General features: G+C 58.7%; 11 protein-coding genes. 1 reads left to right on the top strand and 10 read right to left on the bottom strand.

Features of this window, described 5'->3' with window-relative positions:
- The first annotated feature begins 10 nt into the window (after positions 1 to 10).
- Entirely contained in the window at positions 11 to 886 is an 876-nt protein-coding gene (locus AB1E37_RS12500; protein ID WP_002904832.1) for an NAD(P)-dependent oxidoreductase, read from the top strand.
- 82 nt (positions 887 to 968) lie between these two features.
- On the opposite strand, the gene AB1E37_RS12495 is transcribed toward AB1E37_RS12500, so the two are convergent.
- From AB1E37_RS12495 to gcvA, 10 genes are all read right to left on the bottom strand, one after another.
- Positions 969 to 2,126, bottom strand: a complete 1,158-nt coding sequence (locus tag AB1E37_RS12495) for a sugar diacid recognition domain-containing protein (protein ID WP_023301933.1) — start codon at positions 2,124 to 2,126, stop codon at positions 969 to 971.
- Positions 2,123 to 3,298 carry a glycerate kinase gene (locus AB1E37_RS12490; protein WP_032447559.1) on the bottom strand — a complete coding sequence of 392 codons (1,176 nt, stop codon included), beginning with the start codon at positions 3,296 to 3,298 and terminating at the stop codon, positions 2,123 to 2,125. Before AB1E37_RS12490 ends, AB1E37_RS12495 begins: the two co-directional genes overlap by 4 nt.
- A gap of 13 nt (positions 3,299 to 3,311) precedes the next feature.
- Positions 3,312 to 4,682 carry an MFS transporter gene (locus AB1E37_RS12485; RefSeq protein ID WP_004176181.1) on the bottom strand — a complete coding sequence of 457 codons (1,371 nt, stop codon included), beginning with the start codon at positions 4,680 to 4,682 and terminating at the stop codon, positions 3,312 to 3,314.
- 76 nt (positions 4,683 to 4,758) lie between these two features.
- Entirely contained in the window at positions 4,759 to 5,637 is an 879-nt protein-coding gene (locus AB1E37_RS12480) for an SMP-30/gluconolactonase/LRE family protein (protein ID WP_009308862.1), read from the bottom strand.
- Between the two features lie 13 nt (positions 5,638 to 5,650).
- Positions 5,651 to 6,988 carry an MFS transporter gene (locus AB1E37_RS12475; protein ID WP_032436349.1) on the bottom strand — a complete coding sequence of 446 codons (1,338 nt, stop codon included), beginning with the start codon at positions 6,986 to 6,988 and terminating at the stop codon, positions 5,651 to 5,653.
- A 135-nt stretch (positions 6,989 to 7,123) separates the two neighbouring features.
- Entirely contained in the window at positions 7,124 to 8,314 is a 1,191-nt protein-coding gene (locus AB1E37_RS12470) for a thiolase family protein (RefSeq protein ID WP_004179834.1), read from the bottom strand.
- Between the two features lie 11 nt (positions 8,315 to 8,325).
- A complete protein-coding gene (gene fabG / locus AB1E37_RS12465) occupies positions 8,326 to 9,060 on the bottom strand; it encodes a 3-oxoacyl-ACP reductase FabG (RefSeq protein ID WP_002904841.1) in 735 nt (244 codons plus the stop codon).
- Between the two features lie 11 nt (positions 9,061 to 9,071).
- Positions 9,072 to 10,664 carry an acyl CoA:acetate/3-ketoacid CoA transferase gene (locus AB1E37_RS12460; RefSeq protein ID WP_117116806.1) on the bottom strand — a complete coding sequence of 531 codons (1,593 nt, stop codon included), beginning with the start codon at positions 10,662 to 10,664 and terminating at the stop codon, positions 9,072 to 9,074.
- Entirely contained in the window at positions 10,661 to 12,217 is a 1,557-nt protein-coding gene (locus tag AB1E37_RS12455) for a class I adenylate-forming enzyme family protein (protein ID WP_032436350.1), read from the bottom strand. The genes AB1E37_RS12460 and AB1E37_RS12455 overlap by 4 nt, the downstream gene beginning before the upstream one ends.
- A 410-nt stretch (positions 12,218 to 12,627) precedes the next feature.
- Positions 12,628 to 13,590 (bottom strand): transcriptional regulator GcvA, encoded by a 963-nt coding sequence (gcvA, locus tag AB1E37_RS12450; RefSeq protein ID WP_004179838.1) that lies wholly within the window; start codon positions 13,588 to 13,590, stop codon positions 12,628 to 12,630.
- Positions 13,591 to 13,685 lie beyond the last annotated feature (95 nt).

Genomic DNA, 13,685 nt, shown 5'->3' with positions numbered 1-13,685 from the left:
GACAGACAAGATGAGTACATTACCAAAGGTCGCGGTGCTGGGACTCGGCGCCATGGGACACGCTTTTGCCAGTAACCTGCTGAAAAACGGCTTTACCGTTGCCGGCTGGAACCGTTCGCCAGCCCGCGGCGAAGATTTACAGGCGCATGGGTTATCTCTGCACGCCACGCCGCAGCAGGCGGTGGCCGATGCCGAGGTGATCATCAGTATGCTCGCCGACGGCGAGGCCACCCTCGAGGTACTGGCGCAAATCGCGCCCGCCTGTCAGCCGCAGGCGATCTATTGCCAGATGGGCACCATTGGCCTGCCGGAGACCCGGCAGGCCATCGCGTTGTTGCGGGAACTTCAGCCAGCGATGACCTATATCGATGCCCCGGTGTCGGGGACCAAAGCCCCAGCGGAGAAGGCACAGATCCTGGTGCTCGCCAGCGGCGATAGGGAAAAGGGCGCCGCTGCCGAACCGGTGTTTGCGGCTATCTCCCGCGGGACGCAGTGGTTTGGCGAGGCGGGCAACAGCCAGAAAATGAAGCTGGTCCTCAATGCCTGGCTGATTTCGATGATGCAGGGCATCGCGGAAAGCGCCCAGCTGGCGAAGACGCTGGGCTTCACCCCCGACCAGCTGTGGAGCGCCCTGGAAGGCGGCCCGCTGGCGGCGCCCTATGTCAAAGTGAAACTGGACGCCATCGCCAGCGAGCAGTTTACCCCGCAGATGCAGCTGGCGCATGCCCTGAAAGATGCCCGGCTGGCGCTTTCCCTGGCCGAGCCGCACACCATGCCGGGGCTGGAAAACATCGCCGAACTGTGGCAGCAGGCGGCGGACGCGGGATATGCCGGAGAGGATTTGTCTGCGGTATATCAGTGGCTGTCGCCGTCGTCAAAAGCGTAGTTTCCTACCCACGCCAGGAAAGAAGTGGCCATGGTGGCCACTTATCCTGGCGGATGGGGCATCAATTCGAATCTACCGTACGTTAGCTTAAGCTATCAATCCATTCGCTCTGGCGTGGATTCAGCCGGCGATAACAGTGTACCGACACCGCCAGCTGCGTCAGGTCGGTGAAGACCATCGGATCGAGCTGTATATGCTTTTTAATTTGCTGCAGCCGATAGGTGAGCGTATTACGATGAATCCCCAACAGCAGCGACGTTTTGCCCGGTTCGGCATTATTGGCAATAAAGCTGCTCAGGGTATCCAGCAGTACTTCGCCGGAATCATGCTCAAGTAGCTGGCGTACGTTATTGATAAAAAAATTGACCATATAGCTGTCTTCCAGCACCCTGAAAAGGCAGAGCATTGCCATTTCGCGAAAGTAGTAGATCTGCCGCTGCGGCTGCACTTTGCTACCCACTTCGATCACCGAGCGGGCGAACCGAATGGCCTCGCGAATGTCCGGGGCGCTGTCCGCCTGCACGCCAATTCCGATATAGTAATGGCTTATATGATTACTCAGTACAAACTCAATGCCCCGCAGCAGGGTTTCCTGGGCTTCGCTTAGCGCGTTGAGGATCAATATTTCATGGCTGCCCAGCAAAATAACGTCACTTACGCCGGAGAGCTGCGAGAATTCCCGCAACAGCGTACTCAGTATGTCGCTTAACTGATGCTGTTCGACCTGCACGGTCACTACGATCGGAACCCGCGGTGTATCAAAATCGAAACCAAGTTCCAGCAGGCGATGAAGCGCTTCTTGCCCGGCGGGCGTAGCCCCTTGTTCCAGATACTGACAAAACAAGGTGTCACGCAGACGTTGCCGCCAGTTGGTTTCCCGCATCTCTATGGCCTGGCGGACCAGCAGTTCGGCGGTGAGCACCGCCAGTTCAGCATAGCGGCTTATCGCCGCGGGATCGCCGCTGATGCCTACCACCATCACCACGCGATCGTCATAGATAATGGGATGATTAATACCAGGATGCACGTTGTGAAAACGCGCGGCTTCCGCGGCGTTGTTAATACAAATGCGTTTCCCGGTGCGTATTACCTCCCGGGCGACTTCATGCTGTTCGCCGATACGATGCCGTTCACCTGAGGCAATGATCTGTCCATGATGGTCAATCACATTCACGTTATGATGAATTATCGCCATTGCCCGGGCGACAATTTCATTAGCCAGCGCTGTTGTAATAATCATACAGTTATCCGCTTATGTGCCTCTCCGCGCCACCCGCTCAGAAAGGTTCGTAGAACATTCTCCGCGGCGTCGGCGAGGAGCGGTTCGCATGTGTTCATCGACTCTGCCAGCGCCATAGGGCGCTGGCAAATAGACCACATTGCGTCAATATGGTGTTGATATAATTGCCGGCTGCTCTCATCACGCCCGCCGCAAAGGGCCACAACCGGCACGCCATGGCGTGCGGCTTTGCCTGCCACGCCCACCGGGGCCTTACCAAAGGCGCTCTGCCGATCGAGCCAGCCTTCACCCACGATCGTCAGCGCGGCATCGCGAAGATGGTCGTCGGCGTTAAGCAGCTCCAGCACCAGGTCAATGCCCGGGCGCAGCGTGGCGCCGGTATAGGCGATAAGCGCAGCCCCCATACCGCCCGCGGCCCCGGTGCCGGGCCGTTCGCTGACGTCGTAGCCGAGCGTTTGCGTAAGCTGCCGACTGTAGTGCGCCATACCCGCCTCCAGTTCCCTGAGCGCGGCCTCGTCCGCGCCTTTCTGCGCGCCATACACCCAGGTGGCGCCATCTTCCCCAAGCAGAGGATTCGTGACGTCGCAGGAGGCCTGTATTTCGGCCTGTCGTAAGCGCGGATCCATGGCGCTCAAATCGATGCGCTGAATATGCGCCAGGTCCTGACCTGCCGCGGGAGCCGGCAGCAGGGTGCCGTCCTTACGCCAGAATCGTGCGCCGAGCGCCTGGGCAAAACCGATGCCGCCATCGTTGGTCGCGCTGCCGCCCAGGCCGATAATCAAGTGCCGACACCCGGCGTCCAGCGCCGCCTTTACCTGTTCGCCCAGCCCGTAGCTGCTGGCCTGACGCACATCCCGCTGCGCTGGCGGCGTGAGTTCGAGCCCACAGCTTTGCGCCATCTCGATAATGGCCCGCTCGCCGGGCAGGATCAGGAAATCCGCCTGCACGGAGAGACCGTAAGGCGAGGTACAGCGCTGCTGTTGCCACACCGCCCCCTTAAGCAACGGACTATCCGCCAGAGTCGACAGCAGTCCCTCTCCGCCGTCGGACACGGGCATTTCGACCAGCTCCAGCGTCTGGTCAACCCGGCGCAATCCCTGGGCTACCGCTGCGCAAGCGGCCTGCGCGCTACAGCTACCTTTAAACGAATCCAGCGCGATAACAATCTTCATACGTTCTCCTGCGTTAATGCGCTTTGCGCGGCGTTTTATCGGTGGTCATGAGCTGTAATAACATCCCCAGCAGCGCACATCCCGCCATGGTAAAGAAGGCGTAGATATAACCCGCTGGATTTTCCCAGCCGCCGCCAAACTGAATGAGCCAGCCCATAAGCAATGGCGAAATGCCGCCGCCGATAAACATCGCCGTGGTGATAATTCCGTTAGCGGTAGAGGTGGCGCGTTCTTCGGCGGAGTCCGACGCCATGGCGTAGTAGATAGGCCACACGGCGTTGGCCACCAGGCCAAAAAATAGCTGAATGGCGATAAGGCGCGGCATATTGGTGGCGAAATAGAACAGCGCAATGCCGATACTCATCCACAGACCGCAGACGATCAGGGTTCGTTTACGGCCAAAGCTATCCGACAGCCAGGGCCAGATTACCTGACCCAGGGTACCGGTAAGCGTGAAGATAATACTCAGCCCGGCGGACGCCGCCAGCGACAGGCCGGAGACGTGATAAAGATACGGGGGCAGTACAACGTTAATGCCCATATAGACGATTTGCGTCAGCAGGGTATTGCCCGCCGTCAGCGAAATATTGCGGTTGCGCAGGGTGCGTAAAAAGGTCTTCATCCCTTCGCCTTTGGCGACATGGCTGCTTTCCTGCGTCGCCGGGCGCGTCAACCCCTGGCTGTCGATATGCTGATAAAGCGTGTTGATGCGGTCGGCGGTAGAATATTTTGCCCAGAAGATCATTAGCGGGATGGCGACGAGCAGCGCCAGCAGGAAGCAGTAGCGCCAGCTGCCTTCGCCAAACGTGGCAAGCACCAGGCTTGCCACCACGCCGCTCAGCAGCGCGCCAATCGGATAGCCGGTATGATGCACCCCCAGCGCAAAACCACGCTTCTCTTTCGGCCACCACTCCGCGGTGTTGCTGACGCCGACGGGTTCGCCCCAGCCGGCCCCAAGGTTGACGCCCACGCGCAGCAGCACAAAGGCCGTCAGCCCGTGGCTGATCGCTTTAATCCCGGAAATAAAAGACAGCGCGGTATAGCCCAGCACCAGCGGTACCTGAAAGCGCGCTCGTTTCCAGCCAGACCCGTAGCGATCGCTCCAGATGGAGCCGGGAATATCCAGCACCGCAAGGGCTACCATGATCAGGGCGACGATATTGCCCCACTGTTCCGGCGAGAGCGAGAACTCCTTAGAGATGACCGGGCCAAGGCGCAGGATCATCTCGCGATCGTAGGCGTTAAGCACCCAGATTAGCCAGCAAACCAGTAGCGAAACCCAGGAAAAGCGATGTATCAGCCGCTTTTTGCCACGTTGTTCGCCGGCAGGTGTGTGATTGATTGTTGTCATAGTCGTGTTTACTCCGCGGCGTCGCGACAGCATGATGCGCGCCGCCTGGTGTCAGGGTCAGAGTCAGTTCGCCGGGTATTATTGTTATCGCGGCGAGCCGGTGGTTCGTTTAGCCGGCGAAGCGCCGTTCCGCTACGCCGGTCACGCCCAGGTCGTAAATGGCGAACAGGCTGCCGCGCAGCTGATTATCTTCCGGGAAGCGCGGCAGGGGCGGCTGCGCCATGGAGGTGACGTACAGCACATCAAGGTTTTCGCCGCCGAACATCACGCTGGTCACTTTTTTCACCGGCATCTCAATGATGCGATCGACCTTGCCCTCCGGGGTATAGCGCACCAGCTTGCCCGCGTAGACCAGCGCGTTCCACAGATAGCCTTCGCTGTCCACGGTGGCGCCGTCCGCCGCGCCGCCTTCGCTGCGATCGACATGGCAAAAGACCCGTTCGCCGGAAAGATCGCCGGTCGCGGTGTTGTAGTCCCAGGCGCAGATTTCGCCCGTCCAGGTATCGGCAAAATAGAACGTCTCGCCGGAGGGGCTCCAGCAGGGGGCGTTAGAGACGATAATGTCTTTCTTCAGCACGTGCAGTGACAGATCGGCGTCCAGGCGATATAGCGCGCCGCTCGGTTCCTCTTCGCGCATATCCATTGACCCGAACAGAAAGCGTCCCTGACGATCGACTTTGCCGTCGTTGAGCCGGTTAAAGGGTCGGTCCGCTTCCGGATGGTGCAACAGCGTCAGCTCGCCGCTGGCGAAGTCGAGCAGATGAACGCCATTCTGCAGCGCCACCACCGCGCCTTCGCCGTTCTGGCGCAGGGCGAAAGAGCCAATTTTCTGTCGCACGTCCCAGCTCTTAATCGCGCCGCCCTGCGCGTTGCAGGCGAACAGGCGCCCGTCGAGGCTGTCCACCCACCAAAGACGCTGCTGTTCGACATCCCAGACCGGGCTTTCGCCGAGTCGGGTTTTTAAATCCAGTAACACTTCAATGCGCATAATGGCCTCCTGATTACACTTTTTCACCGTGGGCCTGTTTCGCCGATACGGAGCCTGGGGATGAGGAACTTTTGAGAAACAGGGACACCAGCGCGCCGATAATCAGTAGCGCGACAGCGAACCATAAGCCGGACGTTGCCGCACCGGTGCGGTCCTCAAACGCGCCGAGAATAAACGGCCCGAGAAAGCCCCCGCACAGCCCGAGGCAGTTGAGCAGGCCGAAGCTGCCCGCCAGCATATGCCCGCTCATGATGGACGGGAGCCAGTTAAAGATGATGGATTGCATAGCGAAGAACATGAAAGCGGCCAGCGAGAAGCCAAGCAGCGCCACACCGTGGCCGGCAATGGAGCCAATCGCCATGCCGGTCGCCATGACCAGATATCCGGCCATCAGCATGCTGCGGGAACGCTGTTCCGTGCGGGCGAATCGCGGCAGCAGGATCCCACCCGCGGCGGCGGCAATCCACGGGATGGCGGTCAGCAGACCAATCTGCAGCGGAGTAAGCTGGCCCCAGCTACCGATGATCCCCGGCAGGAAATAACTCAGGCCGTAAACCGAAAACTGGTGGGTAAAGTAAATCAGCACCAGCAACAAAAACACTCGGGTGGACAGCGCGGTTTTCAGGGAGAAACGGCTCGGCGTATGGCGCGTTTCCTCGGCTTCTTTCGCCAGTACCGCGTTAATGGCTTGCACATCGTCGCTGTCCAGCCAGCGGGCGTCGGCTGGTTTATCCGGCAGTCTGCGCCAGACGACGAACGCCAGCGCTATCGCAGGCAGCCCTTCGATAAAGAACATCCACTGCCAGCCGTGCCAGCCGGACATGCCATCAAGGCTTAATAACAATCCGCCCAGCGGCGCGCCGATAATATTGGCCAGACAGACCCCCAGCAGGAACAGGCCGGTGGCTTTTGCGCGCTCTTCGCGGCCAAACCAGAGGGTGAGGTAGTAAATAATGCCCGGATAGAGTCCCGCTTCGGCGGCGCCGAGCAGAAGGCGCATCACGTAAAAGGACGTAGGCCCGGTGACAAACGCCATACCGCAGGAGAGGATGCCCCAGGTAATCATGATGCGAGCTATCCAGCGCCGTGCGCCAATCCGGGTGAGAAACAGGTTACTGGGGATCTCCAGCACTGCGTAGGTGAGAAAAAACAACCCGGCCCCGAGGCCGAATGCGGTTGCGGAAAGGCCGATATCCACCGACATGGTCGCTTTCGCCATGCCAATATTGGTACGATCAATAAAGCTGATGATGTACGCCACGATAAGCAGCGGCATCAAATGGCGGTAGATTTTTTTATGGGTGCGTTGCAGCTGCGTCCCGTTTACCGCCTTTTCATTTATTGCGGACATGGTTATTATTTCCCCGTATTCGTGGTCAGAAGCCTTGCCGGGATCGAGACGATCCCGTTCGTCAGCTCACAGGTTGTCGCCGGGTGCTGACCCGAACGACGCCCGGCCCGAAGCCCCACTTCGGGCCGTCTTTTGCTAAGCGCCTTCGCGCTCGAACAGCATAGAAATCCCCTGGCCGCCGCCGATGCACATGGTGACCAGACCAGTGCGTGCGCCGCTGCGCGCCATTTCATACATCAGTTTGACCGGCAGGATCGCACCGCTGGCGCCTACCGGGTGGCCGAGAGCGATCGCGCCGCCATTGACGTTAACGCGGGCCGGGTCGAGACGCAGATCGTTCATCACCGCCAGCGCCTGAGCGGCGAAAGCCTCATTGAGTTCAATTAAATCAATGGACTGCACATCTATATTGAGACGGTCCATCAGGCGTCGGGTAGCGGGAGAGGGACCAAACCCCATAATCTCCGCTCCGCAGCCGGCGACCGCCCAGCCGCGAATGCGCATGCGCGGGGTTAAGCCGCGTTTTTCCGCCTGCTGGCGGGTCATCATCACCAGCGCCGCCGCGCCGTCGTTAATGCCCGATGAGTTGGCCGCCGTCACCACGCCGTCGGCTTTAAACGCCGGACGCAGCGTGGCGAGCTTTTCACGCGGGGTGTCGCGCGGGTGTTCATCGGTCGCAAACAGGCGGGTCGCTTTTTTGCCGTCCGGCACCTCAAGGGCCAGGATCTGCTCGCGAAAGCGACCCTCCGCGATCGCCTTCAGCGCCTTCTGCTGGCTCGACCAGGCAAAATCGTCCATCGCTTCGCGGGTAATACCGAAGCGTTGCGCGACGTTTTCCGCGGTGATGCCGTTGTGATAAGGGCCTTCCGGCCAGGTGAGAATGGAGATCAGGCCATCTTCCAGCTCGCCATGGCCCATGCGATAGCCATCGCGCGCTTTACGCAGGTAGTAGGGCAGCTGGGTCATATTTTCAGTGCCGCAGGCGACGACCACCTCGGCCTGGCCGCTTTGCAGCTGCATCATGCCGTCCGCCAGGGCCTGAAGTCCGGAACCACACTGGCGGTTAACGGAATAGGCGGTGCTCTCCTGCGGGATCCCCGCGCGCAGTTGGCAGATGCGGGCGATAAAACCGCTTTCGGCGATTTGCCCGACGTTGCCGACGATCGTTTCGTCGATATCCTGCGGCGCAATCCCGGCGCGGGCGATCGCTTCGCGAATGACGGCGGCCCCAAGGTCATGCTGATGGGTATGTTTAAGACTGCCGTTAAACGTGCCAATAGCGGTACGGACGCCGCTGACAATCACAATATCATTAGCCTGGGTCATTGTTTTTCTCCTTACAGCACCATGCCGCCGCCGACGTTAATCACTTCACCATTGATATAGCGCGCGCCATCGGACGCCAGAAACGCCACGCACTCGCCGACGTCTTTCGCCTCGCCGGCGTAACCCGCGGGAATTTTGCTGATCATGATTTGCCAGACGTTTTCCGGTACGCCGCGCGTCATGTCGGTATCGATAAAGCCCGGGCAGATGGCATTCACCGTGACACCTTTTTTCGCCAGTTCGCGGCAGGCGGTTTTGGTCATTCCCACCACGCCGGCTTTTGACGCCGAATAGTTGGTTTGCCCGACGTTGCCAAGCCAGCTGGCGGAAGCGATATTGATAATGCGGCCCGCACCGCGCTCGCGCATGCGGATAGCGGCCTGCTGCATACAGAGGAAAGTGCCTTTCAGATTAACGTCGATAACCGTGTCCCAGTCCGCTTCCGTTAATTTATGCAGCATGGCGTCGCGGTTGATTCCGGCGTTATTCACCAGAATGTCTACCGGGCCAAACGCCTCTTCGGCCTGGGAAAACAGGGCTTCGACCTGCGTTTTTTCAGCGATATTGCAGCTGATAAACAGCGCCTGTGCGCCCGATTCGCGCAGGGAAGCGGCGGCGGCTTCGCCGTGTGCATCACGATCGGCGATAATCACTCGCGCGCCTTCCCGCGCAAGCACCTGGGCAATGCCAAAGCCGATACCGCGTGCGGCGCCGGTGACAATGGCGGTTTTACTGGCAAGTTTCATAGCAACGTTCCTTATGAGTCAGAGGATGAATTCCGGGACAGATGTTCCGCGAGACCGCAGGGCGGCGGGGCGAACAATCGGCTGTCCATAACCTGAAGATCCGCGGCGATCGCCGGATGAAAATCCATATGCGCCAGGATGTCGCGCTCAAGATCGATGCCGGGGGCGATTTCCGTCAGCACCGGTCCTTCCGGGCGCAGTTCGAAAACCGCCCGTTCGGTGACGTAATGCATGGTTTGTCCTTTGGCGCGGGCCAGTTCGCCGTTGTAAGAAATCTGGTTTACCCCGGCGACGAATTTACGCACCTCGCCTTCGCGGCGGATATGCAGCGCCCCGTGTTCACAGGCGATCTCCAGCCCTTTGACGGTAAAAGAGGAGCAGAATACGACGTGGCGGGCATTCTGGGTGATATCGATAAAACCGCCCGCGCCGGGGCAGGATGCGCCGAGCCGTGTGGCATTGACGTGCCCGTGCGGGTCCATCTCGCCGGCCCCCATAAAGGTGATGTCGACTCCTGCGCCGTTGTAGTAGAGCATTTGATCCTGGTGGCTAATCATCGCGCTCAGATTACGGCCGATACCAAAATCCACGCCACCCGCCTGCTGCCCGCCGTAGATCCCTGACTCGACGGTGATGGTGACCTGCTCCCCGAGCTGTTCCTCGTGAATGATGGCGCCAATCACGTCATTGGGAATACCGGTGCCGAGATTGATGACGCAGCCGGGGGTCAGATAGCGGCAGGCAATCCGCCCGATAAGCTTGCGCAGGTCCAGCGGCAGCGGCGCATTTTGCGCGGCGGGCAGCTGGATATCGCCGCACAGCGCTGGGTCGAAGGCCCAGCTTGAAGTCTGGCGGTGATCCGTCTGCGGCTCTTCGCACACCACAATGGCGTCGATCAGGTTGCCGGGAACGGTGATGCTTTTCGGATGCAGCGAGCCTTTCGCTACGCGATATTTCACCTGCGCCAGCACCTTCGCCCCGTAGCGTCTGGCGGCGAGAACGGCGTGCAGGACTTCCAGCTTCATCACCTCTTCATCGGTCGTGAGGTTGCCGTCTTCATCAGCATGGGTGCCGCGCACAATGACCACGTCCAGAGGAAGAGCCGGATAAAACAGATATTCGTCGCCGCGAAACGTGACGTGCTCGATCAGATTGGGTCGTTCGCGGGTGCGGGCGTTCATCCTTCCGCCCTCTATGCGCGGATCGACAAAGGTACCGAGACCGACGGGGGAAAGCCGCCCCGGCAGTCCGGCGGCCATCGCGCTATAGAGATGAACGATCTGCCCCTGCGGCAGGCACCAGGCTTCCACTTCGTTGTTGTTGATCATCGCCATCCAGCGCGGCGCCAGGCCCCAGTGCGAACCGATAAGGCGGGTCACCATACCCGGATGGGCAAAGTGCTGGATACCGCGCTGGCGATCGCTTTGCCCCGCGGCATGCAGTAGCGTCAGGTCACGCGGTTCGCCCGCGGTCAGAAAGCGCGCTTCGATGGCGCTTAAAATGGACTCCGCCGCGCCGATAAGCGTCATCCCGACGGTGCAGACGGTGTCGCCGCTGGCGACCCACCGCGCCGCCTCATGGGCGTCGATAAATTTGCTGCTCACTTTTTATCCTCCGTTGATAGCGTGATGATGGATTCTGCGAGACGCGTTTTGAGCTGCTGTTTACTCACTTTGCCGTTGTGGGTACGCGGTAAAGCACGGGTGAAAATAATGCGCGCCGGTAGCTTAAAACGGGCGATTTTGACCTTGAGCCAGTCGAGGATCTCTTCGCTGGTCAGGTGATGCTGGCCATCCGGCACGATAAACGCCACGGGCTCTTCGCCGTAGACCGGGCTGGGGGTCGGGATGACGGCAACTTCCCGTACTCCCCGATAGGTAGAGAGAATGTTTTCCAGCTCCAGTGAGTAAATTTTCTCGCCGCCGCGATTGATCATGTCCTTGCTGCGGTCTTTGATGTACAGCCAGCCTTCGTCGTCGAGATAGCCCAGATCGCCGGTACAAAACCAGCCCTGCGCATCGCAGCTCGGGCGTCGCTCGCTGTGCTGCCAGTATTCGCGGATCACCACATCGCCTTTTAGCCAGATATGGCCGATTTGTCCGGCGGGGAGGGGCTGCTGGCGATCGTTGCGGATGGTAATGGCGAGACCCGGGATCGCCTGACCTGAACTGCCGCATTTATCGCTGCCCCAGACGTCGCCCGGAAAAATCGTCGCAGGCGAGGTCGTTTCGGTGAGGCCGTAGATCGGCTGAATCGCGGTATGCGGGAACAGGGTTTTTAACTCCTTGATCAGTCCATCGCTCAGGTGGCCCGCGCCGCAGGCAATCGTGCGCAATGCCGGAAAATCGCCGGGATGGCTGGCGCTCTGCTCACGCGCAGCCTGGCAAAGAAGGATAAAAATGGTGGGCGAGCCGTGCAGAAAGGTAATGTTCTGCTCGCGCAGGGTGGTGATCACCTGCGGGGCATTGAACCGATGCTGCAGCCAGATGCTCGCGCCGAGGCTAATAAACAGCGCCAGCAGCGCCGACAGGCCGGTGATGTGATAGATAGGCACCGCCAGGATGGTGCTATCCGCGGCGGTGAGATTCAGTTTTTGCGCATAGGCGTCAATCGCGCAGAGCAGGTTATTGTGGGTGATAATCGCCCCTTTAGGCTCTCCGGTGGTGCCGGAGGTGAACATCATCACCGCCGTATCGTCGCGGTTAACCGGGACCGGCGGGCGGGTCAGCGGTTCGGGAAGGCAGAGCGCCTGCCATTCGCTGAGAGAAACCGCACGCGCGTCAGGGGTGTTTTTCAGCCAGTCCTGTACTGTCGCATCGAACAGGACAACCCGGGGAGCGATATGGCCTACCAGCGCCTCGCTTTCGGCCTGCTTAAGCTTGGTGCTGAAAGGCACCACTTCGATGCCCAAACCCAGCGCGGCAAAAAGGACTTCGCAAAAAGCGGGGTGATTGCCCCAGGCCAGCAGAATACGGTCGCCTTTGCGCAGCGACCAGCCGCGATCAAGCTGCGCCATCGCCCGCTTTACCCGCAGATGAAAATCGCGGTACAGATAGCGCCGATCCTCAAACGCCAGCGCCAGGGCATCCGGGCTGCGGGCGGCGCTGTGGCTCAGGGCCTGGTACAGATTCTGGAAGTCGGCGGAGGTGCTGTTCATGTGTCTCTCCTGATATCGCGTATTGAGTAGGAGTAGTCTGGGGAAATTCAGGAGAGGAAATTGCCGAATGGCTCACAATAGAAAATCAACAAAACAGAAGCAATTTTGTAACATTGCACAATGGGCAGGAGAGACCGGGTGGGGGAGAGATATCAGCGAATCAAACCGACGTGAATAATACCAGAGGACGCTATCTTTTAGACCCGTATTAACCGGGCCTAAAAGAGTAAAGGGGGGCTTCCTTAAGCACACGGTATGAATGTTCTGTTTGTGTTACGTGATGAACGTTTGCATACAATCTAAGACAAACGACCTTTCGTGTCTGGATCAAAACCCCAGGCACAGCTATGAGTTTTGTTTATTATGTGGCGAACACGTGAATCCCAAGCCATTGCCTGGAGCTGAAAAATTTACAGTGGTTCGATTTTGCTGGAGAGGTTGCCGGGATTTATGGCGTGATTAAACGCCTGAGCTTGCTCAATTATCCACGCTCGAAAATTGGCAATTTTCGGCAGACTATCGCATCCGGGCCTGTATACCAGATAATAAGATAGCGGGCTTGTCAGCGAAACATCGGGACATAAGCGAATAAGGCGCCCACTTTTGATGTCATCATCAACCATTATGCTCCGTGCCAGAGCGATACCGTGGCCATCAATAGCTGCCTGAAGTACTGCTGCGGAGTTATTTATCCGCAAGGCGGGTTTACGTGCTATCGACTGAACGTTAAAACGCCGTAACCAGCGATCCCAGGTGATAAAATCTTTGTGTTGCTCCATCGACAGATCGTGAATAAGCGTTTGCTCAGTGACTCCCGTTAGACAGTTAATCGCAGGATTCACCGATATGAGGGAGGGGGCGCACACCGGGAAAACCTCCTCCGACATCAAGCATTCTGCCTTCAATCCTTCCCATTGTCCCAGACCATAGCGAATACCCACATCCATACCCTGTGCAGTGAAGTCCATTAACTTCAGGCTAGTTTCCAGGCGAACATCGATATCAGGCCATTTATGCTGAAAATCTTCAATGCGTGGCAATAACCACTTAGCTGCAAAGGCAGGGCTGACGGTTACGTTCAGAATACCGTTTGTCGCGCCCTCCCGCAGGAGCGTCATCCCCAGGTTTAGGCTTTGAAAACCCATGCGTATATCGGGGAGCGCACGGAGCGCAGGCTCCGTTAAAACGAGGGCGGCGCGACGATTATTGCTGCGGTGAAACAGCGGAAAACCGATCACTTCTTCAAGTGAACGCACCAGTTGTCCGACGGCTGCTGGGGTGACGTTTAACTCCTCGGCTGCAAGAGAAAAGCTCTGGTGGCGCGCGCTGGCTTCAAATGCACGTAGTGCATTGAGATGAACGGGTGTCTTCATACCTGATAGAAAACCTTCTTACAAAACCAAGATTATCTCATTTGTTCATGAGGGCATTGCTTAACATAATGCAGAAACGGTGAGGATTACAAAAT

The sequence above is a fragment of the Klebsiella sp. Shm-1 genome (genome assembly GCF_040804525.1).
Lineage (GTDB): Bacteria > Pseudomonadota > Gammaproteobacteria > Enterobacterales > Enterobacteriaceae > Klebsiella > Klebsiella pneumoniae.
This window is presented reverse-complemented; position numbering and strand designations above follow the sequence as displayed.